Raw genomic sequence first — 23,789 nt, 5'->3', positions numbered from 1 at the left:
GCTATTGAGCTCCGAGCCGGCCGATGACGGATAGGTAGAGAATGATGAGAATCAGCAACGGCATGACGATATGAAAGAGCAGAATCTGCCTGTCGAGCACCTCGATGCGCTCTTCAGAGTAAGGGGGTGCCCCCCCGGAAATCATTTTCTGAACCAGGGCGCTCCGCTGTTTCGTCTTGATGCTGAACAGCGCTCCGCTGATGACGGCCAATGCGAAAAAGATGATCTTGGCAGTGAGCCACCCGAGCGTCAGCAATCCGGCGCCGATCGCGTGCATGTTCCCGATGCCGGTGACGAGGAGGATGAGGACTGCGACGGGACTCAGGAGTCCGATCGGTCTCAGCGCCCGCAACAGGGCCGCCTTTGCGTCAAGATCGGGGGCTTTGCGGTACTGCAGATGGAGGAACAGCCCGGCCACAGTCGTGGTGGCGAGCAAACCGAAGCCGATGAGGTGGAAGAGGAGAACCAGTTCTTGTGCCACTCGTGCATGCCTTTCAGAGAAGCTGAGCTCTTGGTCCGGGCCGGGTACCCCGGGGGGTGATAAAGATACAAAATGTTTTCGAGAGTCTCAAGATTGGCACCCTTCGACGGGAGGTATCGCCTTATATTGTCATCCTGAGCGAAGCGAAGGATCTCGCAGATCGGAAGGAGGAGATCCTTCGGTCGCTACGCTCCCTCAGGATGACATGTTCCGCCAAATTGAGACCCGACCCGCAGGGCAGGCGGCTTGACTGCGTTTGCGTTTTTAGGTATGATGGACCATGGAATTAAATCCGCCACAGGAAGTACTTCTCGATGAGGTAGCCGGAGACCTTATCGCCTTCCGCTGGAAAGACGGCGCGCTCAACCTCGAGGTATTCGGAAACCGTGTCACCTCCGGCCAGTACACGATCGTCTATGAGGCCGCGCTCGCACACCTGCCGCGGGGGGAGAAGGTCCTCGATTGGGGGTGCGGGAACGGCCATTTCTCGTATTTCCTTCTCAAGGCGGGATACCGGGTGACGGGGTTTTCCTTCCTGGGGGCTCCCCGCCTGATCGGCGATCCCGGCGGCCGCTTTGAATTCGTGAGTGGAACAGAGAAAGACCCCCGGACCCTCCCGTTTGCCTCGGGAGAGTTCGGATCGGTGGTGAGCATGGGCGTCCTCGAGCATGTTCGGGAAACCGGGGGCGAAGAGAGCGCGAGCCTTCGTGAGATCCGGCGCATCCTAAGGCCGGGAGGGGTGTTTTTGTGCGCGCACTTCCCTAACCGGCGCAGCTGGATAGAATTCCTCACCCGTCATCTTACGCGGTCGAAGTTCACTCACCGGTTCCGTTTCACAACGAAGGAGATCAGGGCGCTCTGGAGCGAGGCGGGGTTGGAGGTTCTATCAGTAACCCGGTACGGCTGGCTTCCCCGCAACCTGCTGAGCGGCATCCGCTCGCCGCTCATGAATTCCTCTCTGTCGGTAAAGGCCTACAACGCCGCGGAGCGGGTGGCGAGCCTGGTTCTCTTCCCGTTCCATCAGAATTTCTTGATCGTGGCGAGGGTGCCCGAAACGGGGGAAGATCACGCGACCTGAAGGTCGCGCCTACCGATGCCTCGGGCTCGGTAGGCGCAGGCTTTAGCCTGCGTTCGTTCGGCTACCGCCCTCCGCTGGCTTGACATGCCGTGGGGATTTGAGTATGTTTGCCTGATCTCCGGCTTGTGAATCCACGACCCTTTTCCTATATTTATTTTAGCGTATGAGCGACCAGTCCCAGCAGGCCAAGCCGATCGGCGTCTTTGATTCAGGGATCGGAGGCCTGACGGTCGTGAAAGCGCTCATGCGCCGGCTGCCGCACGAAAATATCGTCTACTTCGGAGACACCGCGCGGGTTCCTTACGGATCGAAATCCGCCCAGGTTGTCCGTGAATATGCCGCCCAGGATACGGATTTTCTCGTCCGACACGACGTCAAGATGATCGTGGTCGCCTGTAACACCGTCTCCTCCGTCGCGCTGGATGTCGTGCAGAAGCATTCGAAAGTCCACGTCGCCGGGGTGATCGCGCCGGGCGCGAGGGCGGCGGTGGCGGCGACGAGGAACAAGCGGATCGGCGTGATCGCGACGATCGGCACGATTGCCAGCAACGCGTACTCCAACGCAATCCGGCAACTCGATCCGTCAGCCACGGTCGTCGGCCAGGCGTGTCCGCTGTTCGTCCCTCTGGCGGAAGAAGGGTGGATAGCGCAGAAGGCCACCGAATTGATCGCGCGCGAGTACCTGTTCCCGCTCGGGCTTCAGAAGATCGACACCCTTGTCCTCGGTTGCACGCATTATCCGATCCTGAGGGACGTGATCGCCGGCGTGTTCGACGGGGCGGTGAGCCTGATCGACTCCGGCGAGGCGACGGCTCTGGAGGTCGCGCAGACGTTGACGGAGCTCGGATTGCGGAACCCGAGCGATCAGAAGGCCAACGTTCAGTTTTATGTGAGCGATATCCCCTACAAGTTTACCGAGGTGGGGGAGATGTTTCTCGGACAAAAATTGGGCCGGGTGCGGAAGGCGGAAGGATTTTAACCGGACCATCACACAACCATCAAAGGAGATTCCATGACCGAAGTCGATCGCTTCTTGCGCGAGCTGGACGACGCCATTGACCAGAACAAAATGCTCCGGCACCCCTTTTACCAAACATGGACCATGGGCAAGCTGAGCCGGGAGGCGCTCAAGGGTTATGCCGCGCAATACCATCATTTCGTGCAGGCGTTCCCCACATACCTGAGCGCCACACACGCGAACACGCCGGATCTCTCCGTGCGGCAGGTGCTCCTTGAGAATCTCATCGAAGAAGAACGGGGGCCCGGAAATCATCCCGATCTCTGGATGCGGTTCGCCCGCTCGCTGGGAATATCAGACAAAGAGGCGGCGCAGACCAGGTTGCTTCCCGAAACCAGAGAGGCCCTTGATACGATGCGTTCCCTCACGCGCGACGCTTCCTCCCTCGAAGGAGTTTCGGCGCTCTACGCGTACGAATCGCAGATCCCGGAGGTGGCCGGAGTGAAGATCGACGGCCTGAAGCGGTTTTACGGGATCACCGATCCCGAAGCGCTCTCATTTTTCACGGTGCACCAGGAAGCCGACGTGCACCATTCGCAATCGGAGCGGGAGATTCTCGCGAACGGGGCGCTCGACCCGGAAGAGAGGCGCTCCTGTGTCGAGGCAGCCCGGACATCCGCCCGGGCCATGCTGAAACTGCTCGACGGCGTCGAGCGGGAGTTCGTCTCGCCACAAGGACGGTGAGACAGCGCCCGCCGTCGCCATGAATCCATGAACCGATAATCCGGAGGAACCATGCCGCTGCTTGCCAAGAACCAAATCGCGAAGAAGCTCGCCGGGATGAAAGGGTGGAAGCTCGTCGGATCCGAAATCCGGAAGACCTGGGAAATGAAGGATTTCGTTCATGCGATCGGCTTCGTCAACTCAGTCTCGCTTCTGGCGGAACGGGCGAACCATCATCCCGACATCGATATCCGGTGGAACAGGATCACACTGGCTCTTTCCACCCATAGCGCCGGGGGGCTCACGACGAAGGATTTCGACCTCGCTACCCAAATCGACAGCCTGTGAGTAGCTCGACCGCCCCCGGGTACCTCTCGCCGAAGGGATGACGAAAGAAGAGATCACCTCGCTGTTCCGGGAAACCGATGCCCTCCTGGAGGGGCACTTTGTCCTGACGTCCGGATTGCACAGTCCCTCTTACATCCAATGCGCCAGGATTCTCCAGTATCCGGCTCACGCCGCGCGCCTTTGCGGTGAAATCGCCCGCCGGTACAAGGAGAAGCGGGTGGATGTGGTGATCTCCCCCGCGCTCGGAGGAATCGTCGTGGGCCAGGAAGTCGGGCGCCAGCTCGGGGCGCGCACGATCTTCGCGGAGCGGCGGCAGGGCGCGCTCGTTCTGCGCCGCGGGTTCGAGATTCTTCCGGGAGAGCGCGTCCTGGTGTGTGAAGATGTCATCACGACCGGCGGATCGGTGCACGAGATTCTGGCGATCGTCCGGAACGCCGGCGGCACGGTTCTGGGCATCGGGGCGATCGTCGACCGGAGCGGCGGAAAAGCCGGTTTCGAAGAATTCTTCGCGGTCGTCACCCTCGACGTCAAGACCTACCCTCCGGGCGAATGCCCCCTCTGCGCGGCCGGACTTCCGGCGCAAAAACCGGGAAGCCGCGAGGGCGTGGCGGATCTCCGATGATCGGCTGAACTCATGCTCGAAGACCTCTTCGTCAAACATCTCATCTTCGCGGGGCTCATCATCGCCGCCGCGGGATTGGTCGGCAAGCTCGTCGAACTGATCTGGGGGCGGCTTGCCCGGCGCCTCAGCGGCACGACAAGGACGACGCTCGACGACAAGCTGCTCGAGCTTGTCCGCAAACGGCTTGCGATGCTCTCCCTGATCGCCGGGGTCTATATCGCCATCCGGGAGGTTCGCCAGGGGCTCAACGCGGAGAATGTCACCCGCCACCAGATACTCGACTACGTCGAAATCGCGCTGTTCGTGTTTTTGGTGGTGATCCTGACGAGGCTCGTGAGCAGGATTATCCGCGCGAGCTTCGATTGGTACCTCGAGGACGTCGCCGCCAAGACCCACAGCGAAATCGTTCCGTCGGTGGCTCCCCTCACCGCCAAGATCGTGAACATCGTCCTGTTCCTCATCGCCGGGATGATCCTCCTCGACCACTTCGGCGTGAACATGGGGAGCCTTTTCGTCTCCCTCGGTGTGGGATCGCTGGCGGTCGCGCTTGCGGCCCAGGAAACGATCGCGAACATGATCGCCGGGTTCGTGATCCTCATCGATCAACCCTTCCGGATCGGCGACCACATCAAGCTTCCCACCGGAGAAGAGGGAGACGTCCACCAGATCGGCCTGCGGAGCACGCGCATGCTCAATCCCGAGCGGAACCTCATGATCATCCCGAACGGCGAACTGATCAAAAGCCGGATCATCAATTATTCCTTCCCCGACAGCGCCATGACCGTCACCGTCGATGTGACGGTTTCGCCCTCGACGGGTCCGGAGCGGGTGCGGGAGATCCTCACCGCCCTGGCCGCCGGCCGGAGCGACATTCAGCAAGAACCGCCGCCGAGGGTCGTCGTCATGGGCTCGGGCGAGTCGGGCATCCAGATGCGGCTGATCTGTACGACATTTAGTTTCCGGAAGAGATTCGAAATTGAAACGGGGCTTCGGGAGCAGATTCTCGCCTCCTTCGCGAAGGAGGGGATCGAACTCCCGGTCCCGCGGCGTCTCATTCAGGTGATCGATCCCCATGAAGCTCAAGCTCCTCAAACGCACTAGAGTGTACGACGGGAGGGTCTTCAACATCATCGTGGATGATGTTGAGTATTCCTCCGGGAGGAAATCCGTCCGGGAGGTTGCCGAACACTCAGGGGGCGCGGTGGCTCTGGCGCTCTTTCCCGACCGGCGGATCATCCTTGTGAACCAACACCGGTACCCGTTCGACGAATTCATCTGGGAGCTGCCCGCGGGCAAGCTGAACAAGGGCGAGGAGCCGCTCCATTGCGCGCAGCGCGAGCTCGGGGAGGAAACCGGCTATCGCGCCTCCGAGTGGGAAAAGCTGACATCGATCTACACGAGCCCCGGGTTTTGCAGCGAGGTGTTGCACCTGTTCCTTGCGCGGGGCCTTGCAGGCGGCCCCGACGAGCGAAGACTGGAGGAAGGCGAGGAGACGATGACGATGAAGGTGTTGCCTCTCGGGGAGGCGATCGACATGATCGGACGGGGAGAGATCAAGGACGCCAAGACGATCTGCGGCATTCTCCTCACGGAACGGCTGGTCGGGAAATGAAAGACGCTTCCCACAGAGACGATCCGGGGGGCCGGGCCTACAGGCTCGACCTCAAGCGTTGCATCATCAGCGAATGCGACGGCGAGCTCGCGGAGATCTCGTACTATGAGCGCAACAATTGGGTGACGGTCGAGCTGCAGTGCAACCGTTGCAGGAGAAAATTCGTGGTGAAGGTCGAGGCGTGAACTGAATCCCGTAGAGCTCATCAGGAAAAAGCGCGACGGAGCCGCGTTGTCGCGGGGGGAACTGGAGTTTCTGATCCGGGGCTACCTGGACGGCAGCGTGAAGGAGTATCAGATGTCCTCCTTCCTCATGGCCGTTTACTTCCGCGGAATGCAATTTGAAGAGACCTCGATCCTGACCGACGTCATGTTGCGCTCGGGAACGGTCGTCGACCTCTCTTCCGTCCCGGGCGTCAAAGTCGACAAGCACTCGACCGGGGGGGTCGGAGACAAAGTCTCCCTGATCCTTGCCCCCATGGTCGCGGCGTGCGGGGTGCCCGTCCCGATGATATCGGGGCGCGGACTCGGGCACACCGGAGGGACGCTCGACAAGCTCGAATCGATTCCCGGCTTCAGAACGAACCTCTCCCTCGAAGAATACCGCTCTGTCATCGGCGAGGTCGGCGTCGTCATGAGCGGACAGACCCGCGACCTGGTGCCCGCCGACCGGATGATCTACGCCCTCAGGGATGTCACCGCCACCGTCGAAAGCATTCCGTTGATAGCCGGGAGCATCATGAGCAAGAAGATCGCCGAAGGGATCGATTCCCTCGTGCTCGATGTAAAGGTGGGGGGCGGCGCCTTCATGCGGACGGATGAAGCGGCGATCGAGCTCGCCAAAACCCTGATCTCGATCGGGTCCTCGTTCGGCAAAAAGACGATCGGATATCTGACCGACATGAGCCAGCCTCTCGGCTACGCGGTCGGGAACTGGCTTGAGGTCAGGGAATGCGTCGATTGCATGCAGGGGACGGATGTTCCGGACCTGATGGAAGTGACCTATCTTCTCGGGGGCGCCATGGTCATGCTGGGGGGCAGGGCGGCGTCGGTCGAGGAGGGGCGGAAGCTGTGCCGCCGGGCAATTGAGGACGGGAGCGCCCTGGCGAAGTTTCATGAACTTGTGCGCCGCCAGGGCGGCGATCTCTCCTATCTCACCGGAGAACGGGCCTACCCCGCGTCGAGGCATATCGTGGAAATCGCGAGCCCGCAGGCGGGAGCCATCGCCTCGATCGACGCCCTCGAAATCGGGCTGGCCGGAATCGCCGCCGGCGCAGGGAGGATGAGGATCGACGAGCCGATCGATCCCAGGGCGGGGATCGTCCTGAGGAAGAAGGTCGGCGACCCAATCGCGAAAGGGGAGACGCTCGCCTCGGTGCATACCGACCGGACGGAGAGCCTCGCCGGGGTGGAGTCCCGGGTGAGAGGCGCCTTCGGCATCGCGGAGGCGCCGCGAAAACCGCCGCCTCTGATCCACGCGATGATCGATGAGCGCGGGGTGCACCCCTCTTGAATTGTGAGAAATATTTTCATATCTTTTTCTTCGCGATGATCCACAACAAAGGATTCCGGCCATGGCATCAATCGGAAGCTTGATCGGCGATCGGCCCGTCTACGCGGTTCAGCGGGATAGTTCGGTGCTGGAGGCGGCGCGGTGCATGGCGGAGAGGAATATCGGGGCGATACCGGTCCTCGAGGAGAAGCGGCTCGTCGGAATCGTCTCGGAGCGCGACGTGATCCGGAAGGTCGTCGCCGAAAAGCTCGATCCCGGCGCCGTTCAGGTGGGCGAAATCATGACACGGGAGCTGGTGGTTGCGGACGCGTCCGAGAACGAGGAATCGTGCCTCCGGAAGATGAAGGCGGCGCATTGCCGCCATCTGCCGGTGGTTTCCGGCGAGACCCTCGTCGGAATTCTCTCTCTTCGCGATCTGCTGCAGGGCGAGCTCACCGAGCGCGAAGAAAAACTGGAGTTCCTGACCAGCTACATGTTTCATCTCCCGCCCGATTCGGAGAAGCGGCCGGGAGCCTGATCCTCAGCAACCATAACACGGAGTCACGGAATGCCTGTTGTCACGATTGCAAGCAGCGGAAAAACGATCGAAGTGCCCGAGGGCGCGAACCTTCGGAAAGTCCTCCTGAAAAACGGGATCTCCCCGTACCGGGGGAAGGACAAGTTCCTGAATTGCCTCGGAAACGGATTGTGCGGGACATGCCGCGTGGAAGTAGTGGACGGGAAGGGCGCTCCCCCGATGTCGCCTCTGGAAGATTCGGCGCTGGTCGGCCTCGCTCCGTTTTACGCGCGGGCGATTCCGAAGAACGTACGCCTCGCCTGCCGGATCGCCGTGACGAAAGATATTGCCCTCAACCTCTACCCGGTCGTCGCCATCGACTGGCGGCTCACCAGGGAGCGGCTTACGCTCCTCTCCATATGGCTCCTCTTCGGAGGGGCGCTCCTCGCCGTTGTGGGAAGGCTCCTGGTTGAACTCGCTACAGGGCGCTAAAACGGTGCCTTTTCTCCTGAAATGTCTGTTTTTCGGGAATAATCGGGCATTCGGGCTTATTCCAAAGGTGGAGAGTTGACTTTCCGCAACATTCTGTTATATTAATTTGAAAAAATCAGCGACAATTAGTAGTTTTTGATGGAACTACACGGACGATTGGAGCGAGGGAGGAAAGTGGGTTGGTGGCTTCTGGAAACCTTCCTTGTCGCAGCGTCCTACGCTTTGACAGCCAAGCTGAGTTTCGCTATGGCTGTCCCTCCCGGAAATGTTTCCGTCGTCTGGCCTCCTTCGGGGATCGCGCTCGCCGTCATTCTGATCCTGGGTGAGCGGATGTGGCTCGGCGTCTGGCTCGGCTCCTTCGTCGCGAACACCTGGTTCTTCACCGGCATCACCGACCCGCTTGCGCCCTACACCCTTGTCACCACGGCGATCATTGCCACCGGTTCGACATTCCAGGCGCTGCTCGGCGCTCTCCTGATCAGGAATTTTGTCGGCTCGAAGGACCTCTTCGACCGCGCGCAGAATGTGTTCGCGATCGTGGTGATCGAGGTCTACAGCTGTTTCGTGGCGCCGCTGTTCGGCGTTACCGCGCTCTGCGTCGCGGGCTTCGCGCGATGGACGGCTTACGGAAATCTCTGGTGGACATGGTGGCTGGGAGATTGCGCGGGGGTCGTTCTGATCGCGCCGTTTTTCCTCGCCTGGCAGCACGTGCCCCGGATCCGCTTCCACCTGCGGCGCGCGCTCGAGGGCGTGGCGCTGGCGCTCCTGACCGCGCTGGCATCCCAGGTCGTCTTCGGCTGGCCGCTCCGGCTTCCGTTCGGGTATGTTCCCTCGCCCTTTCTGTTGGTCCCGTTCGTCATCTGGTCGGCCCTCCGGTTCGGCCCGCGGGGAGTCACCCTCTCGCTGGTCGCTCTCTCGGCGGTCGCGGTCGCCGGCACTCAGCACGGTCACGGTCCTTTTGCGACTCCGGAGCCCGATGACGGATTCAGAATGCTGCAGACGTTTCTCGGTTTCCTCTCGGTGCCGGCGCTGATCCTGTCGGCCACGATCGACCGGTACAAGAGGTCGGAACGGGAGTTCCGCCGGTCCCGGTCCCATCTGGAAACGCTGATCCAGGAAACGACCGGAAACCTCGACATCGCCAACAAGGCCCTCCGGGCGGAATCGGTCGGGCGAAAACGCACCGAGGAAAAATACCGGGAGAGCGAGCAGCGTTTCCGTCTCATTCTGGCCGGCGTGAAAGACCATGCGATTTTTATGCTCGATCCGCGGGGAATCGTCCTGACCTGGGGGGAGGGCGCAAAGTGCCTGCACGGGTATGAAGCGGAGGAGATCATCGGACGGGATTTCTCCGTCCTTTATTCCGAGGACGACCTGCGGTGGGGAAAACCCCGGATCGAGCTTGAGGTTGCCCGGACGCAGGGGCGGCTGGAGGAGGAAGCGTGGCGCGTCCGGAAGGACGGCTCACGCTACTGGGCGAGCCTGGTGGTCACGGCGCTGCGGGACTCAAACGGAGAGCTCCGCGGCTTTGCGGCGATTACACGGGATGTCACGGCGCGGAGGAAAGCCGACCTGGAGCTTCGGTCGGTCGCGCAGGAGCTCGAGCTTCGCGTCACAGAGCTGAATATGGTGAACAAGGAGCTGGAGGCGTTCAGCTATTCCGTCTCCCACGACCTCCGCACGCCGTTGAGGCATATCGACGGGTTCGTCGAGCTCCTCAGGACGGAACTGGCGGGTTCGCTGAACCGGGAGGGGGAGCGTTATCTCGGCGTCATCTCGGAGTCCGCCAGGCATATGGGAACCATGATTGAAAATCTGCTCCTCTTCTCGCGCATGAGCCGGGTCGAATTGCAAAAGGCGCCTGTCGATCCCAACCTCCTCGTGAAAGAGACGATCGCGGCTCTCGAGATGGAGACAAAGGGGCGGGAGATCGAATGGAAAATCGGAGACCTCCCGCGTCTCGAAGCGGATGCGGCGCTGATGGCGCTCGTCTTCACGAACCTCATTTCCAATTCACTCAAGTACACGCGGCCCCGCCCCACGGCGGTGATCGAGATCGGATACGCCCCGCATGACGGACATGGACCCGCCTACTTTGTGCGTGATAACGGCGTGGGGTTTGACATGCAGTACGCGGACAAGCTTTTCGGCGTGTTTCAGCGTTTGCACACCGCGCAGCAGTTTGAAGGGACCGGCATCGGGCTGGCTAATGTGCGCCGGATCGTCCACCGGCACGGCGGAGCCACCTGGGCGGAAGGGGCGGTGGACAAGGGCGCGACGTTCTACTTTTCGGTGCCGTCGCCTGTGGGCCGGATGAAAGGCCCGCAGGCTCATCCCGATCGGGATGAAAGGGTTTCGATCATCTCCTGATGCACGAGCCGGTTGCTCGCGACAAGCTCCTGCCCGTAGATGCTGAAGGGCTGGCCCGAAAACCCGCTTACGCATCCCCCCGCCTCCTCGACAAGCAGCACTCCCGCCGCCATATCCCAGGGGTTTAGAGAGGCCTCCCAGAAGCCGTCGAACCGGCCTGAAGCCACATAGGCGAGATCGATCGCGGCAGAACCCATGCGTCGGACCGCCTGCGCGCGCGTCAGAAAACGGACGAAGTGGGCGACGGCGGGCCCGGGATCTTCCGCAATCGTGTAGGGAAATCCTGTCACGAGGAGACTCCCGCCCAGCGAATCGACGTCCGAGACCCGGATCCGCTTTCCGTTGAGAAACGCGCCACCCCCGCGTTCCGCGGAGAAGAGCTCGTCCGTATTCGGATCGTAGATCACGCCCGCGACGATCGTCCCTTTATGCTCGAGGCCGATCGAGACGCAGAAGACCGGGAGCGCGTGCACGTAGTTCGTCGTTCCGTCGAGCGGATCGATGATCCAGGTGAAATCGGATTCGCCCCCCTTCCGGCCGGTCTCTTCCGCGAGGATGGAATGGCCGGGATGATGCCGCTTAATGATGCGGATGATCGCCTCCTCGGACCGCTTGTCGATCTCCGTCACGAGGTTTTTCTCCTGGCCTGATTTCCGCCGGACGTCCCGGACGTTTCCGAGGTGCTGCTTCAGGATCTTGCCCGCTTCCCGGGCGGCTTCTATTGCCGTGGCAAGCATCGGTCACTTGGCAGGAGAGTGACTTCTCTTCACCTGCGGCTCCTTTTCGGATGCAACAAGTTCTTCACCTGTTCGAGGTTCCTCCGGTCGACCCGGAAGGAAACCTTCACGCTGTTCTCCTCATATACTTTTCCCGTGATTTCCGTCAGCTCGTGCAGCTTTGCGATCGTCCGGTAGTCGGATTGCTTCACCGTCGCGGTCTGCTCCGCGGTGTCCCGGTTGAGGAGGTCCAGCATCTGGTTCTCCAGGCTTGAGATATTGATTCCTCTCCCTGCGGAGATGAAGACGGCCGGCTTGTAGGTCTCGGCGAGCCCCGTGAAAATGGAACGGTCTGCCAGCCTGTCGATCTTGTTGAAGACGAAGACGATCGGTTTTCCGGTGCAGTTCAGGAAATCGAGCGTCGAGTTGACCACCTCGATCTGCTCGGCGAACGCGGGATGGCTCACGTCGATGACATGGAGAAGCAGGTCCGCCTCGGCGGCCTCGGCAAGCGTGCTCCGGAACGACGCGATCAGGTGCGGGGGGAGCTTGCGGATGAAGCCCACCGTGTCCGAAAGGAGTATTTTCTTCCCCGCAGGGAGCTGGACCGCCCGGACAGTGGTGTCGAGCGTCGCGAACAACCGGTCTTCGACGAACACCCCGGCGGCCGAGAGGAGGTTCATGAGCGTCGATTTCCCCGCGTTCGTGTAACCGACCATCGCGACGCCCGGCAAGCCCCGCCTTCCCTTCCTCTGCACTTCGCGTTCCTTGCTGATCGACTCGAGCTTTTTCCTCAAATGGCTGATGCGCGTGCGGATGGCGCGGCGATCCGTCTCGATCTGCTGCTCGCCGGGCCCCTTCGTCCCCACCCCTCCGTATTGTTTGGAAAGGTGGGTCCATTGCCTCGTCAGCCGCGGAAGGAGGTACTGGAGCTGCGCGAGCTCGACCTGCGTCATCGCCTCCTTCGTCTTGGCCCGCGAGGCGAAGATGTCGAGGATCAGGCCGCTCCGGTCGATGATCTTGCAGGGAATGAGTTTCTCGAGATTTCGCACCTGGACGGGCGAAAGGTCGTCGTCGAAAATGACGGCGTCGATCCCCTCCGCCACGACGCGCTCACCGATCATCACGGCTTTCCCCCGGCCGATGAAGAGCGCGGGATCGACCCGCTCCCGTTCCTGGGTGATCTTGTGGAGCACCGCGACTCCGGCGGTGTCGGCGAGAAGGGCGAGCTCCTCGAGGTATTCTTCGACGCGCTCCTTGCGGTCGCGGCCGGTGACGACGCCCACGACGACAGCGCTCTCGCGCTCTGCGGTTTCGACAAGCTTCATGCAGCCCCCGAAGCTGGGCTCAGTGCCGCCGACCGGCTGTCGCGCGCCACCGCCATCTCGAGAAGGGCCATCAGGAGGGCGAGCGCGATGCAATGCTTCCAGAGCTCGACGCCGTATCTCAGTTGCAGGATGGTGGAGACGAGCTGATCCGTTTGGGTGATGGACCGGACCGCCGGGGGCGAGATCCCCGCCGCGGCCCAGAACGCCGCAAGATCGTTGCCCGCGATCCGCCGGGTGTCCGACTCGCGGGGGTCGATGTTGACGCCGAAGACGGTGAGCGGAGCGCTTCCGGACCGGATCTCATAGAAGCCCGGCAGCACGAGCCGCCTGAGCCGGAAGGGAAGGGCGGACTCCGCGAGTCCGGTCCGCCGTGAATCGGGCTGGATGAGTTCCTCCGATCCGTCGGGCGATATGAGCGAATACTTCTCTCCCCCCTGATGCGGGGGCCTCCGCACGGAAACGACGGGCTCCTCTCCCGCGGTGAACGCCGGCACCGCCTCGCCGAGGGACGAGAGGTAGATCATCGATCGGTAAACCAACGGGGCGAAGAGCCCTTTGAGCGGGAAATCCGACCAGCCGAGATCGGATGCGACCGCAAAGAGAAGGATTCTCCCTTCGCCGGATTTGTATTCGGAAAGAAACGCCCCGCCGTCGTTGAGCGAAATGAGAGTCCGTCCCTGTCTCCCGGAGTGCTGCCTCAGCGCGGTCAGAATCCTCGGCGACTCGACGGCGCCGTTCTTTTTCTTCTCCTGCGGCTCGAACATCGTCCTGAACAACGGATGGTCGAGGTCGAGGCTCTGGAATGTCAGCGCCGACTGCGGGTCGGCGGCGGCGATTCCCTCGATCGGCGGAATATTGAGCCGGGGAAAGAGGGTCGTGTTATAGTTGTCGCGATCGATGTCCCCGCCCGGGAAGATAATCAGACCCCCGCCCCGTTTCACGAAGGAGGCGATCCGTTCCGCGTCGCCGGAGGTGAACGATCGCACGTTCGAAAGAAGAAGCACATCCGCCTCGTTCAGGCTGAGGGAGGGAAATTTCTGGTACGAGGCCTGGCTGACGTCGAGCAACGGCCTCTCGTGTTCGCCGGTCTTGCTCGCCCCGGCGGCGAGCATCACGAAGCGCAGATTCTCGGGAGCGCCCGAAACCATCGCCACCCCGATCCGTGACGGGACCGACAGCGTGAAATATCTCCGGTTATCCGGCTCGAGGGCGTCGCTCTCGAGCTCGGCGTATCCCTTTGCGAAACCGGAATGCTTGGGGCTTGCGCTGAATTCCTTCCCGGCAGATTCCCAGGGCCCGGCGGAGAGGTTTCCCTGCGCGACTCTGGTGCCGTCAAGGAAGAGGCTCGTCACGATGTCATGGGCGGCGACGTTGTTGAAGTTCCGGACCGAGACGTATGCCGTGACGGGCTTGTTCTGCTCGAAGATTTGTGTCCTCACTTCGAGCGAATCGATCCCCATGTTCGGAACTTGCCTGGAGCCGATCTCGACGACGAAAATCTTCGCGCTCCCCTCGAACGACGAGTCGGGGCCCGCGCCGTGACCGGATCCCTGAAACAGCGTGCGTTGCATGTCGCTGACGATGTAGACCTCCTTGTTCGCGTTCCTGGAGGTTTGAAGGAGCCGCGACGCCAGCCGGAGCGCCTCCCCCATGGGACGCCGGACGCTTGAGGTCTGGGATTCCTGGATGAGCGTCTTCAGGGCCGCAACATCATGCGTCGCAGGATCGATCGACGCTCTCGGGAGATCGGAGAGGCGAATGAGAAATGCCTCGTCGCCTTCCTTCAGCAGGCCCGCGAGTCTCACCGCAGCGTCCTTGGCCTGTTTGAAAAATTCCCCGTGTTCGTCGCTGGCGGTCATGCTGAACGAGTCGTCGAGTATGAAGACGAGCGTCGAGTTCGCATGCGATCCGAATCCCCCGAACATAGTGCCGCGCAGGGCGGGACGGGCGAATGCGAGTATGAGAAAGACGATCAGGAGAGTCCGGATGAGGAGGAGGAGGAGTTGCCGCAGCTTCAGCCTCCGGATCCTGGTTTGCTGGAGCTCTTTAAGAAACGTGAGGGTGCTGAAATGGATCGTCCGGAGTTTTCGAAGGTTGAGCAGATGGAGAATCAGGGGGATGGCGGCGGCCGCCATTCCGAGCAGGACGAGGGGGTTAAGGAAAACCATCCGCTACAACGCTTGGGGAAAATGCATGAGGGTCTGGATTCAATTAGTGGAAAAAACACCTAAAAAGCAATTGAAACAGAAACTTGGCAGTGCCTTATTTTGTCATCCTGAGCGAAGCGAAGGATCTCGCTGATCGGAAGGACGAGATCCTTCGGTCGCTACGCTTCCTCAGGATGACATCGTTGGCGAAAATGCGACACTACCCAAACTTGCCCGTTCGCCCTGAAAATTCTATATTGGATTCAGGCGCCACACAAATGGCGATGGCGTATCCTGCAACGGCGGACTGAGCTCACATGAAAGGCCTCGAATACCTTCACTCCCTTTGCCGGCTCAACTCGTGCGTCATCCTCGCCGGGTCTATTCTCACGCTTCATGCCCCTGCGCCCTCCCAGGTGATCCTGAGGGATCAGTATCCGCATCTCACCTTCAACCTGCCCGTCGGAGTCGTTCCTCCGAACGATTCGACCGACAGGCTCTGTGTGGTGGAACAGGGAGGTGTGATCCGGATCGCCACGAGAGATTCCAATGCTACTGTTGCAAAGACATTTCTCGATATCCACAACCAGGTGATCAGCGGCGGCGAGCTGGGGCTTCTCGGGCTCGCCTTCCACCCGCACTACGCGGCGAACGGTTACTTCTACGTCGATTACACGCGGAACAACCCGCTGCGTACCGTAATTTCCCGGTTTCGCGTCAGCGCGTCGAACCCCGACTCCGCCGATCCGGCAAGCGAGTTCATCCTGCTCGAGCAGCCGCAGCCCTTCAACAATCATAACGGGGGCCAGCTTGCGTTCGGACCCGACGGGTATCTCTATATCGCTTTCGGCGACGGCGGGAGCGGGGGAGATCCTTTTGGGAACGGCCAGAGCACGTCGACCCTGCTCGGGAAGATTCTGCGCATCAACGTCGATACGGTCTCGGGGACCAAGCATTACGCGATCCCTCCGGACAATCCGTTCCACGGCGACACGACGAAGAAACAGGAAATCTTCGCCTACGGACTCCGCAATCCCTGGAGGTTTAGCTTCGACCGGCAAACGCTCTGGTGCGCCGACGTGGGGCAGGACAAGTGGGAGGAAGTCGACACGATCGTCAGCGGCGGAAACTACGGTTGGAACGTCATGGAAGGGTTCCATTGCTACAGCCCGTCCATGGGATGTATTCAGACCGGTCTCACGCTTCCGATCTGGGAGTACAGCCATGACTCCGGGAGATGCAGCATCACGGGAGGGTTCGTGTCGAGGAGCCCTGAACTCCCTTCGCTCGCCGGGAAGTATATCTACGGAGATTATTGCACGGGCGATATCTGGGTGTTGACGCCGGGAGCGTCGAACCAGTATCTCCTGGACGCGGCGTTCAACATCTCTTCGTTCGGCGAGGACCGGTTCGGTACCATCTACGTTTGCAACCACGGCGGGAAGATCTACCGGCTCACGACGAATCTTCCGGGACCGTTTTCATTGATCGCTCCGGCGGATCACGCCCTCAACCGGCCCAACATCGTCTCGTTCTCGTGGAGCGCTTCGGCGGGGGCCACCGGGTATGAAATTCAGGTTGCCCTCGACTCCGCGTTCACTCCCGCCGTCTTGAGGGACACCACGGTGCAGGGGACCGGTGTTCAGATCGGGCCTCTGCCCGACTCGACCCTCTTGTTCTGGAGGGTTCGTGCGAAAAACGGCGGCGGGTCGACTCCCTATTCGGCGTTCCGCCGATTCACGACCGCATCGCTCTCGATCCCGTATCATCTGATGATGTCGTGGAACCTCGTCTCGCTCCCCCTCGACGTTCCCGACGCCCGGACTTCGGCGTTGTTCCCCTCGGCGGTCTCCCGCGCGGTTGTGTACGATTCGGCCGCGGGATATACCTTCCGCGATACGCTCATCCCGCGCTCAGGGTACTGGCTCAGATTCGGCGCGGCCGCCGATATCGGAGTCGCGGGCGGCGCCCGGTATGCCGACACGATTGATGTCGTCCCCGGTTGGAACATGATCGGCTCGGTCTCACGGCCGGTACCGGTCACGGAGATCTCATCGATCCCCGCTGCGATGGTGACATCCCATTTCTTCGCGTACCAGGGAAGTTACGTGGCGGCCGCTTCCATCGATCCGGGGAAGGGGTACTGGGTGAAGGCCGTCGAGAACGGGAAATTGATCCTCTCATCCTCCCCGGCGGCCGGGGAGAATCCGGCGAGGGTGCGGATCGATCCCGCGATGGGGCTTCCTCCTCCGCCGCCGGACCTCGACGGGCAGATGGCCTCCCTGCCATCCGAGTATCTCCTCGACCAGAACTTTCCCAACCCGTTCAACCCCGGGACGGTGATTCAGTATGCGGTCCCCGCAGCGGGCCACGTCTCTCTCGAAGTCTTTAACCTTCTGGGTGAGGAAGTCGCCGTCGTGGTCGATCGGATGGAAGAGGCGGGAGTCAAGTCGGTCACCTGGGACGCGGCCGGCCTCCCGAGCGGCATCTACCTCTACCGGCTGACCTCCGGCCGTTTCACCGGCGTAAAAAAGATGATGGTGGTGAGGTGATAGTGCGTGTCATCCTGAGGGAGCGAAGCGACCGAAGGATCTCAATCCTTTGACAAGAAGATCCTTCGCTGCGCTCAGGATGACACACGATTAGAATGACACGCCGGTTTTGCGACTTCGGAATGATTTGAGTATATTTCCATCCCGACGGGATGTAGCGCAGCCCGGTAGCGCGCCTGCCTTGGGCGCAGGAGGTCCCGGGTTCGAATCCCGGCATCCCGACTCAATTTCGATACTCCGCTGAGAGCCCGGTTTTCCGCCTCCACCACCCGCCTGTAGGGCAGTTTCGCAGTTTTATCTTTTGCCGTCATCCCGACATGTTTCAGGTCGGGATCTTTCTAAAAGCGTTGAAAGATGCTGACCAGGAGCATGTCAGCATGACGAGCGGGGGAGAGAGACGGCCGAACTGAGGCATTACCGCCGGCAGTTCAACGTTGCTTCTTTTCTCCGATTTGATTACTTTAGGGCACGCTGAACCGGAATCGGCGGTTCACAGATCGATGAATCTTCTCAAGGAAATCGCGTATGGCTGATAAGAGTCACATCCTGGTAGTCGACGATGAGGATGCGTTGCGCTCTGTCCTGAGCAACGAACTTTCGGGCGCAGGATACGACGTTGCGACCGCCGTGGACGGGAACGACGCGATCTCCGCGGTTCAAAACAAGAAGGTGGATCTGGTCCTTCTCGATATCAAGATGCCCGGGCCGGACGGGTTCGAGGTTCTCAAATTCATCAAGAAAGACTTTCCCAAGGTCAAGGTGATCATGCTGACCGGGTTTGCCGACCTGAAGAACGCCATCGAGTCGAAAAAGCACGGAGCGGAGGATTTCGTCAGCAAGCCGTACGATCTTGTCGACCTCCTGACTACCATCGAGCGTGTGTTGAGTGAGTAGATTCTTCCTCTCGCTGTCTGAAGGGGGAGCGTCCTGATGTCGCAGCATTACCAGATCCTGATCGTGGACGACGAAGCCTCGATCACGACCCTCCTGAAAGAAGAGCTCGAAGAACACCAATCCTACCAGGTTGACCTCGCCTTTGACGGAGCCGAAGGAATCAACCTCATCCAGAAGAAGCTGTACGACGTCGTTCTTCTCGACATGAAAATGCCGCGCGTCGACGGGCGCGAGGTGCTCCAGTTCATCCAGGCCCACTCGCCCTCCTCGCAGGTCATCATCCTTTCGCAGTTCGCCGACCTTAAAATGGCCGTCGAAAGCACGAAGCTCGGCGCCTACGAGGTTCTCGGCAAGCCGTACGACATCGAGCAGATCGAGCAGACGATCCTTCGCGCAATCGAGCGGAAGAAACTCTCCATCGACAACAAGCTGCTCCAGACCGAGCTGGACCGGAAGTCGGGCGGATTCGAGCTCGTCGGCGGGAGCAAAGCCCTCCAGGACGTGATCGAAAGCGCGCGCCGCGTCGCGGCGAGCGATTCGATCGTGCTTATTTACGGACTGAGCGGAACGGGGAAAGAGCTGATCGCAAACCTGATCCACAAGGCGAGCCCCCGGAAGGAGCGGCCGTTCGTTCCCGTCAACTGCTCTTCGATTCCGGATTCGTTGCTCGAGAGCGAATTATTCGGGCACGAGAAGGGGGCGTTCACCAACGCATACCAGGCGAAGCCGGGCCTCGTGGAAGTGGCCAACGGCGGCACGCTCTTCCTTGACGAGGTCGGGGATATCAGCCCCATCATCCAGCCCAAGTTGCTTCGGTTTCTGGAGACCGGGGACTTCCGGCGGGTGGGGGGGACGGTCGAGCTCAAAGCGGACGTGCGCGTCCTGTCGGCGACGAATAAGAGCCTCCAGGACGAGGCGCGGGCCGGCCGCTTCCGCGAAGACCTGCTCTACCGCCTCAACGTCGTGACGATACGCATGCCTCCCCTCAAGGATCACCGCGAGGACATTCCTTCGCTCGTCCAATATTTCCTCAGGAAGAAATCGAAATCGAAGGAGCCCAAGAAGCTCGCCGACCGGGCCCTCGAAGCCCTGATGATGTACGACTGGCCCGGGAACGTGCGGGAGCTCGAACATGTCATCGAGGGCGCGATCATCCTCTCGCCCGGCGAGGTCATCGACGTCGCCGACCTTCACCTGACCGACCGCCACTCCGAGGCCATTCCCGAGACGCTGGCGATCGAGGCGTTCGAGAAGCAGCACATTGAGAAGGTCCTGAAAATGTTCAAGGGCAACCGGAAAAAGAGCGCCGAGGCCCTCAACATCAGCGAGAAAGGCCTCTATCTCAAGATCAAGGAATACGGGATCGTCGTCGACTGACGCGCCGCGCCGGAGTGACGGGTAGCGCCGCAGTTTCACCTTCTCTCGTCATCCCGACATGTTTTAGGTCGGGATCTTTATAAAAGAGTTGAAAGATGCTGACCAGGAGCATGTCAGCATGACGAGGTGGAGAGACGTTCGGCCAAATTGAGACACCACGGAATGACCCCAATGTTTGACATTCCTGCTATATTTTCGTAATTTCCTGCCGGTATCACGCACACTGCGCCCTGAGTTCGATTTCGCGGACGGGGCTTTTTTTGTAGTAATCACCGAATAGACCTTCCGATGCCAAAGTTTTACGGGGTAGACTATTACGATATCGCGAGCCTTCTTTCCGAGGAGGAGCTTCTCGTGCGCGATACCGTCAGGGAGTTCGTCGATGACCATGTCCTGCCCATCATCGAGAAGCATAACCGCGCGGGAACGTTTCCGGTCGATCTCGTCCGGAAGATGGCGGACCTCGGGATGTTCGGGTCCACCCTCCCGGCGAAATACGGCTGCGCGGAGATGAACAACGTGGCCTATGGCCTCGTGATGCAGGAATTGGAGCGCGGCGACAGCGGAATCCGGAGTTTCTCCTCCGTTCAGAGCGCGCTCGTCATGTACCCGTTGTATACCTTCGGCTCCGAAGAGCAGAAAGACTCCTGGTTGCCGAAACTGGCGTCCGGTGAGAAGATCGGCTGCTTCGGCCTGACGGAACCGGACTACGGCTCCAACCCGGGCGGCATGATCACCCGGGCCGAAGAGCGGGGCAACAGCTACGTGCTCAACGGCGCAAAGATGTGGATCACCAACGGCACGATCGCCGACGTGGCCGTCGTCTGGGCGAAATTGAACGGCGTCATCCACGGCTTCCTGGTGGAAAAGGGGACCAAAGGTTTCAGCACCCCGGAGATGAGGGGAAAGCACTCGCTCCGGGCGTCGGTCACCTCCGAACTTATTTTTCAGGATTGTACGATCCCCAAAGAGAACATGCTGCCGAAGGCCCAGGGCCTGAAGTCGCCTCTCATGTGCCTGAACCAGGCGCGGTACGGAATCGCGTGGGGAGCGACGGGGGCGGCGATGGCGTGCTACGATACCGCGCTCGCCTACGCCAAATCGCGGATCCAATTCGGCAAACCGATCGCCTCGTTCCAGCTGATCCAGGAGAAGCTCGTCGGAATGGTGACGGAGATAACGAAAGCGCAACTCCTCGCGCTCCAGCTCGGGCGGTTGAAGGACCAGGGCAAGCTGCGCTTCAAGCAGGTCTCGATGGCGAAGCGGAACAACGTCTTCCACGCGCTGGAGATCGCAAGGACGGCCCGGGAGGTCCTCGGAGCGAATGGAATTCTCGACGAATACCCCGTCATGCGCCACATGGCGAATCTCGAATCCGTGAAGACCTATGAGGGCACGCACGAAATGCACACGCTCATCGTCGGAGAGGATATCACCGGAATTCCGGCGTATCTCTGATGCGATCGCGGCGGCGGGGATTCACCGTCATTGAACCAACAGGAGCAGGTGTCACCGATGCCCGTTAGAAAATTCCTCGGCGATGCGATCACGTTCGACGACGTGCTGCTCGTGCCGCGCAAGTCGGACGTCCTCCCCCGCGAAGCGGATGTCACCACCAGGCTCTCCCGCCACATCACCCTGAATATCCCGCTCGTTTCGGCGGCCATGGACACCGTCACGGAGGCGGAGCTGGCGATCGCGCTCGCGCGCGAAGGCGGGATCGGAATCCTCCACAAGAACATGTCGATCGAGGATCAGTCGATCCAGGTCGAGAGGGTCAAGCGCTCCGAAAGCGGCATGCTCCTCAACCCCGTCACGATGCAGCCCCATCAGACCGTCGGGGATGCCATCCAGCTGATGTCGAAGTACAAGATCTCCGGGATACCGATCGTGGACGCCCGGGGGAAACTCGCCGGCATCGTCACTCATCGCGACATCCGCTTCGAACCGGACCACGGCCTTCCTGTTTCGGATCTTATGACCGGCAAGGATCTCGTCACGGCTCCGGTCGGAACCACGCTCGAACGGGCCGAAAAAATCCTGCAGAAACACCGGATTGAGAAACTCCCCGTGGTGGACAAACGGGGATACCTGCGCGGCCTCATCACCGTGAAGGACATGCAGAAGAAGAAGCATCATCCCAACGCGTGCAAGGACCCGCACGGGCGCCTGCGGGTGGGGGCGGCAGTGGGAGTCACTCCCGATGCGATCGAACGGGTCTCGGCGCTTCTCGGCGCCGGCGCCGATGTCGTCGTCGTCGATACCGCGCACGGGCATTCCCGCGGAGTCCTCGAGGCCATCAAACGCATCAAGGCGAAGTTCCCGGAGTGCGAACTGATCGCCGGAAATGTCGGAACCGCGGAAGCCGTGCTCGACCTTGTCCGTTCGGGGGTCGACGGGGTGAAGGTGGGGATCGGGCCGGGCTCCATCTGCACGACCCGTATCATCGCGGGCATCGGCATCCCGCAGGTGACCGCGATCTACGATTGTGCGAGGGCGGCCGCCCGCTCGAAGGTGCCGGTGATCGCAGACGGGGGGATCAAGCAGACGGGCGACCTCGCCAAGGCGATCGGGGCGGGAGCCGATTGTGTGATGATCGGGAACCTCTTCGCCGGCGTCGACGAGAGTCCGGGCGAGAAGATCCTCTTCGAGGGGAGGAGCTACAAGATGTACCGGGGAATGGGATCCGTCGACGCGATGAAGAAGGGGAGCAGCGACCGCTACTTTCAGGACGTGGAGGACGACCTTCCGAAGCTGGTCCCGGAGGGGATCGAGGGGAGGGTGCCGTACAAGGGACCCCTTTCCGACACCGTCTTTCAGCTCATCGGAGGGCTCCGGGCGGCGATGGGATATTGCGGTTGCCGCGGCGTCGCACAGATGAAAAAAGAAACGCAATTCGTCAGAGTTTCCGAGGCGGGAAACCGCGAGAGCCACCCGCACGACGTGTCGATCACCAAGGAACCCCCCAACTACTACTCATGAGCCAGGTCCCGGCCAGGCGCATATTTCCGCCCTTCCGCGCGAGGCTCAACAGTCTCCGGTCCCAGTTTGCCTCTCTCAAGGTCGACTCGTTCCTGGTGACCTTTCAGCCCCATCTCCGCTACCTCAGCGGTTTTTCCGGATCGAGCGGCGCCGGCCTGATCACCTCCGGGGGGGCGACTCTGTTGACCGACGGACGGTACACCGATCAGGTGCGGAACGAGGTGCGCAACTGGCGGATCGCGATCTGCGCCGACGGCGTTCTCGAGGAAATGAAGCGCCGGAAGCTACTGCTCCCCGGGCAACGGGTCGGATTCGACGGCAACACGCTGACGTACGCGCAGTACTCCCTCTTCAAAAAGAGCTTTCCGAAAGCCGTGTTCTGTCCCAAGGCCGACTGTATCGAAAAAATTGCCGTGGTCAAGGACGAGGCCGAGATCGGCAACATCAGGAAGGCGGTTGAGATCACCGACCGCGTCTTCTCGGACATCCTGGGGATGATCAGACCGGGGCTCCGCGAGCAGGATATCTCGGCCGAGATCTCCTACCGCCAGCGAAAGTACGGGGCGGAAGGGGACGCGTTCGAGACGATCGTCGCCAGCGGCGAGAGGGGCGCGCTGCCCCACGGCCGGGCGTCGATGAAGAAGATCGCTTCGAGGGAGATGGTCACGCTCGATTTCGGCTGCGTCTACGGCGGGTACCACAGCGACATGACCAGGACGGTGGCGGTGGGCAGGCCACTCCCGGAGGCGAAAAAAATCTACTACACCGTGCTGGATGCCCAGTTGCGCGCCATCGATGCGGCGAGAAGCGGGGTGAAAACCGGCGACCTGGACGCGGTTGCGAGAGGCCTCATCCGGCGCGAGGGATACGACCGGTATTTCCGGCATTCGCTGGGCCACGGCCTGGGGTTGCAGATCCACGAACCGCCCCGCATCTCGGTCCTGAGCACGTCGATGCTGCAATCGGGGAACGTCGTGACGATCGAGCCCGGGGTCTACATCGCGGGCCTGGGAGGAGTGCGCATCGAGGACGATGTCGTCATCCGCGCCGATCACTGCGAGGTGCTCAACCGGTCGCCGAAGGAGTTGATCGTTCTCTGAG

General features: G+C 61.1%; 22 protein-coding genes and 1 tRNA gene. 19 read left to right on the top strand and 4 right to left on the bottom strand.

Features of this window, described 5'->3' with window-relative positions; genetic code table 11:
* Position 1: 1 nt before the first annotated feature.
* A complete protein-coding gene (locus tag VI215_02010) occupies positions 2-481 on the bottom strand; it encodes a hypothetical protein (protein ID HEY6191081.1) in 480 nt (159 codons plus the stop codon).
* A gap of 280 nt (positions 482-761) precedes the next feature.
* Between VI215_02010 and VI215_02005 the strand changes: the two genes are divergently transcribed.
* From VI215_02005 to VI215_01950, 12 genes are all read left to right on the top strand, one after another.
* A complete protein-coding gene (locus VI215_02005; protein HEY6191080.1) occupies positions 762-1,559 on the top strand; it encodes a methyltransferase domain-containing protein in 798 nt (265 codons plus the stop codon).
* Positions 1,560-1,722: 163 nt separating this feature from the next.
* Positions 1,723-2,538 carry a glutamate racemase gene (gene murI, locus VI215_02000; GenBank protein HEY6191079.1) on the top strand — a complete coding sequence of 272 codons (816 nt, stop codon included), beginning with the start codon at positions 1,723-1,725 and terminating at the stop codon, positions 2,536-2,538.
* 33 nt (positions 2,539-2,571) lie between these two features.
* Positions 2,572-3,261 (top strand): CADD family putative folate metabolism protein, encoded by a 690-nt coding sequence (locus VI215_01995; protein ID HEY6191078.1) that lies wholly within the window; start codon positions 2,572-2,574, stop codon positions 3,259-3,261.
* Positions 3,262-3,312: 51 nt separating this feature from the next.
* Positions 3,313-3,588 carry a 4a-hydroxytetrahydrobiopterin dehydratase gene (locus VI215_01990; GenBank protein ID HEY6191077.1) on the top strand — a complete coding sequence of 92 codons (276 nt, stop codon included), beginning with the start codon at positions 3,313-3,315 and terminating at the stop codon, positions 3,586-3,588.
* A 37-nt stretch (positions 3,589-3,625) separates the two neighbouring features.
* Positions 3,626-4,210 (top strand): orotate phosphoribosyltransferase, encoded by a 585-nt coding sequence (gene pyrE, locus VI215_01985; GenBank protein ID HEY6191076.1) that lies wholly within the window; start codon positions 3,626-3,628, stop codon positions 4,208-4,210.
* 12 nt (positions 4,211-4,222) lie between these two features.
* Positions 4,223-5,311, top strand: coding sequence for a mechanosensitive ion channel family protein (locus VI215_01980; GenBank protein ID HEY6191075.1), 1,089 nt, complete (start codon positions 4,223-4,225; stop codon positions 5,309-5,311).
* On the top strand, positions 5,283-5,822 hold the full coding sequence (locus VI215_01975; GenBank protein ID HEY6191074.1) for an NUDIX hydrolase: 540 nt from the start codon (positions 5,283-5,285) through the stop codon (positions 5,820-5,822). The genes VI215_01980 and VI215_01975 overlap by 29 nt, the downstream gene beginning before the upstream one ends.
* Positions 5,819-6,007: a hypothetical protein gene (locus VI215_01970; GenBank protein ID HEY6191073.1), complete on the top strand. Its 189-nt coding sequence runs from the start codon at positions 5,819-5,821 to the stop codon at positions 6,005-6,007. Before VI215_01975 ends, VI215_01970 begins: the two co-directional genes overlap by 4 nt.
* A 1-nt stretch (position 6,008) precedes the next feature.
* Entirely contained in the window at positions 6,009-7,334 is a 1,326-nt protein-coding gene (locus tag VI215_01965) for a thymidine phosphorylase (protein HEY6191072.1), read from the top strand.
* 61 nt (positions 7,335-7,395) lie between these two features.
* Positions 7,396-7,851: a CBS domain-containing protein gene (locus VI215_01960; protein HEY6191071.1), complete on the top strand. Its 456-nt coding sequence runs from the start codon at positions 7,396-7,398 to the stop codon at positions 7,849-7,851.
* 30 nt (positions 7,852-7,881) lie between these two features.
* Positions 7,882-8,322, top strand: coding sequence for a 2Fe-2S iron-sulfur cluster-binding protein (locus VI215_01955; GenBank protein ID HEY6191070.1), 441 nt, complete (start codon positions 7,882-7,884; stop codon positions 8,320-8,322).
* Between the two features lie 138 nt (positions 8,323-8,460).
* A complete protein-coding gene (locus tag VI215_01950) occupies positions 8,461-10,692 on the top strand; it encodes an MASE1 domain-containing protein (GenBank protein HEY6191069.1) in 2,232 nt (743 codons plus the stop codon).
* Here VI215_01950 and VI215_01945 read toward each other — a convergent pair.
* From VI215_01945 to VI215_01935, 3 genes are read right to left on the bottom strand one after another with little or no spacing between them, the layout of a single operon-like run.
* Positions 10,653-11,429, bottom strand: a complete 777-nt coding sequence (locus tag VI215_01945; protein ID HEY6191068.1) for an inositol monophosphatase family protein — start codon at positions 11,427-11,429, stop codon at positions 10,653-10,655. The genes VI215_01950 and VI215_01945 overlap by 40 nt on opposite strands.
* Positions 11,430-11,458: 29 nt before the next feature.
* Positions 11,459-12,736, bottom strand: coding sequence for a GTPase HflX (gene hflX, locus VI215_01940; protein HEY6191067.1), 1,278 nt, complete (start codon positions 12,734-12,736; stop codon positions 11,459-11,461).
* The gene (locus VI215_01935) at positions 12,733-14,904 is read right to left on the bottom strand and encodes a BatA and WFA domain-containing protein (GenBank protein HEY6191066.1); all 2,172 of its coding nucleotides are present in this window, start codon (positions 14,902-14,904) and stop codon (positions 12,733-12,735) included. Before VI215_01935 ends, hflX begins: the two co-directional genes overlap by 4 nt.
* A 296-nt stretch (positions 14,905-15,200) precedes the next feature.
* Here VI215_01935 and VI215_01930 point away from each other — a divergent pair, with 296 nt between their 5' ends.
* The 7 genes from VI215_01930 (at position 15,201) to VI215_01900 (ending at position 23,788) form a co-directional block, all read left to right on the top strand.
* Positions 15,201-17,435 carry a PQQ-dependent sugar dehydrogenase gene (locus VI215_01930; GenBank protein ID HEY6191065.1) on the top strand — a complete coding sequence of 745 codons (2,235 nt, stop codon included), beginning with the start codon at positions 15,201-15,203 and terminating at the stop codon, positions 17,433-17,435.
* Between the two features lie 148 nt (positions 17,436-17,583).
* A tRNA-Pro gene (locus VI215_01925) sits at positions 17,584-17,657 on the top strand.
* Positions 17,658-17,960: 303 nt separating this feature from the next.
* Positions 17,961-18,329 carry a response regulator gene (locus tag VI215_01920; protein ID HEY6191064.1) on the top strand — a complete coding sequence of 123 codons (369 nt, stop codon included), beginning with the start codon at positions 17,961-17,963 and terminating at the stop codon, positions 18,327-18,329.
* Positions 18,330-18,365: 36 nt separating this feature from the next.
* Positions 18,366-19,706 (top strand): sigma-54 dependent transcriptional regulator, encoded by a 1,341-nt coding sequence (locus tag VI215_01915; protein HEY6191063.1) that lies wholly within the window; start codon positions 18,366-18,368, stop codon positions 19,704-19,706.
* Between the two features lie 288 nt (positions 19,707-19,994).
* Positions 19,995-21,164, top strand: coding sequence for an acyl-CoA dehydrogenase family protein (locus tag VI215_01910; GenBank protein ID HEY6191062.1), 1,170 nt, complete (start codon positions 19,995-19,997; stop codon positions 21,162-21,164).
* 57 nt (positions 21,165-21,221) lie between these two features.
* A complete protein-coding gene (guaB, locus tag VI215_01905) occupies positions 21,222-22,688 on the top strand; it encodes an IMP dehydrogenase (protein HEY6191061.1) in 1,467 nt (488 codons plus the stop codon).
* Positions 22,685-23,788, top strand: coding sequence for an aminopeptidase P family protein (locus VI215_01900; protein ID HEY6191060.1), 1,104 nt, complete (start codon positions 22,685-22,687; stop codon positions 23,786-23,788). Before guaB ends, VI215_01900 begins: the two co-directional genes overlap by 4 nt.
* The last annotated feature ends 1 nt before the right edge of the window (position 23,789 follow it).

Source organism: Bacteroidota bacterium (assembly GCA_036522515.1).
In the GTDB taxonomy this organism is placed as follows: domain Bacteria; phylum Bacteroidota; class Ignavibacteria; order UBA10030; family SZUA-254; genus VBOC01.
This window is presented reverse-complemented; position numbering and strand designations above follow the sequence as displayed.

Coding starts and splice junctions, on each gene's coding strand:
- VI215_02005 (HEY6191080.1), top strand. CDS start 762: ATGGAATTAAATCCGCCACAGGAAGTACTTCTCGATGAGGTAGCCGGA.
- murI (HEY6191079.1), top strand. CDS start 1,723: ATGAGCGACCAGTCCCAGCAGGCCAAGCCGATCGGCGTCTTTGATTCA.
- VI215_01995 (HEY6191078.1), top strand. CDS start 2,572: ATGACCGAAGTCGATCGCTTCTTGCGCGAGCTGGACGACGCCATTGAC.
- VI215_01990 (HEY6191077.1), top strand. CDS start 3,313: ATGCCGCTGCTTGCCAAGAACCAAATCGCGAAGAAGCTCGCCGGGATG.
- pyrE (HEY6191076.1), top strand. CDS start 3,626: ATGACGAAAGAAGAGATCACCTCGCTGTTCCGGGAAACCGATGCCCTC.
- VI215_01980 (HEY6191075.1), top strand. CDS start 4,223: ATGCTCGAAGACCTCTTCGTCAAACATCTCATCTTCGCGGGGCTCATC.
- VI215_01975 (HEY6191074.1), top strand. CDS start 5,283: ATGAAGCTCAAGCTCCTCAAACGCACTAGAGTGTACGACGGGAGGGTC.
- VI215_01970 (HEY6191073.1), top strand. CDS start 5,819: ATGAAAGACGCTTCCCACAGAGACGATCCGGGGGGCCGGGCCTACAGG.
- VI215_01960 (HEY6191071.1), top strand. CDS start 7,396: ATGGCATCAATCGGAAGCTTGATCGGCGATCGGCCCGTCTACGCGGTT.
- VI215_01955 (HEY6191070.1), top strand. CDS start 7,882: ATGCCTGTTGTCACGATTGCAAGCAGCGGAAAAACGATCGAAGTGCCC.
- VI215_01950 (HEY6191069.1), top strand. CDS start 8,461: ATGGAACTACACGGACGATTGGAGCGAGGGAGGAAAGTGGGTTGGTGG.
- VI215_01945 (HEY6191068.1), bottom strand. CDS start 11,429: ATGCTTGCCACGGCAATAGAAGCCGCCCGGGAAGCGGGCAAGATCCTG.
- hflX (HEY6191067.1), bottom strand. CDS start 12,736: ATGAAGCTTGTCGAAACCGCAGAGCGCGAGAGCGCTGTCGTCGTGGGC.
- VI215_01935 (HEY6191066.1), bottom strand. CDS start 14,904: ATGGTTTTCCTTAACCCCCTCGTCCTGCTCGGAATGGCGGCCGCCGCC.
- VI215_01930 (HEY6191065.1), top strand. CDS start 15,201: ATGAAAGGCCTCGAATACCTTCACTCCCTTTGCCGGCTCAACTCGTGC.
- VI215_01920 (HEY6191064.1), top strand. CDS start 17,961: ATGGCTGATAAGAGTCACATCCTGGTAGTCGACGATGAGGATGCGTTG.
- VI215_01915 (HEY6191063.1), top strand. CDS start 18,366: ATGTCGCAGCATTACCAGATCCTGATCGTGGACGACGAAGCCTCGATC.
- VI215_01910 (HEY6191062.1), top strand. CDS start 19,995: ATGCCAAAGTTTTACGGGGTAGACTATTACGATATCGCGAGCCTTCTT.
- guaB (HEY6191061.1), top strand. CDS start 21,222: ATGCCCGTTAGAAAATTCCTCGGCGATGCGATCACGTTCGACGACGTG.
- VI215_01900 (HEY6191060.1), top strand. CDS start 22,685: ATGAGCCAGGTCCCGGCCAGGCGCATATTTCCGCCCTTCCGCGCGAGG.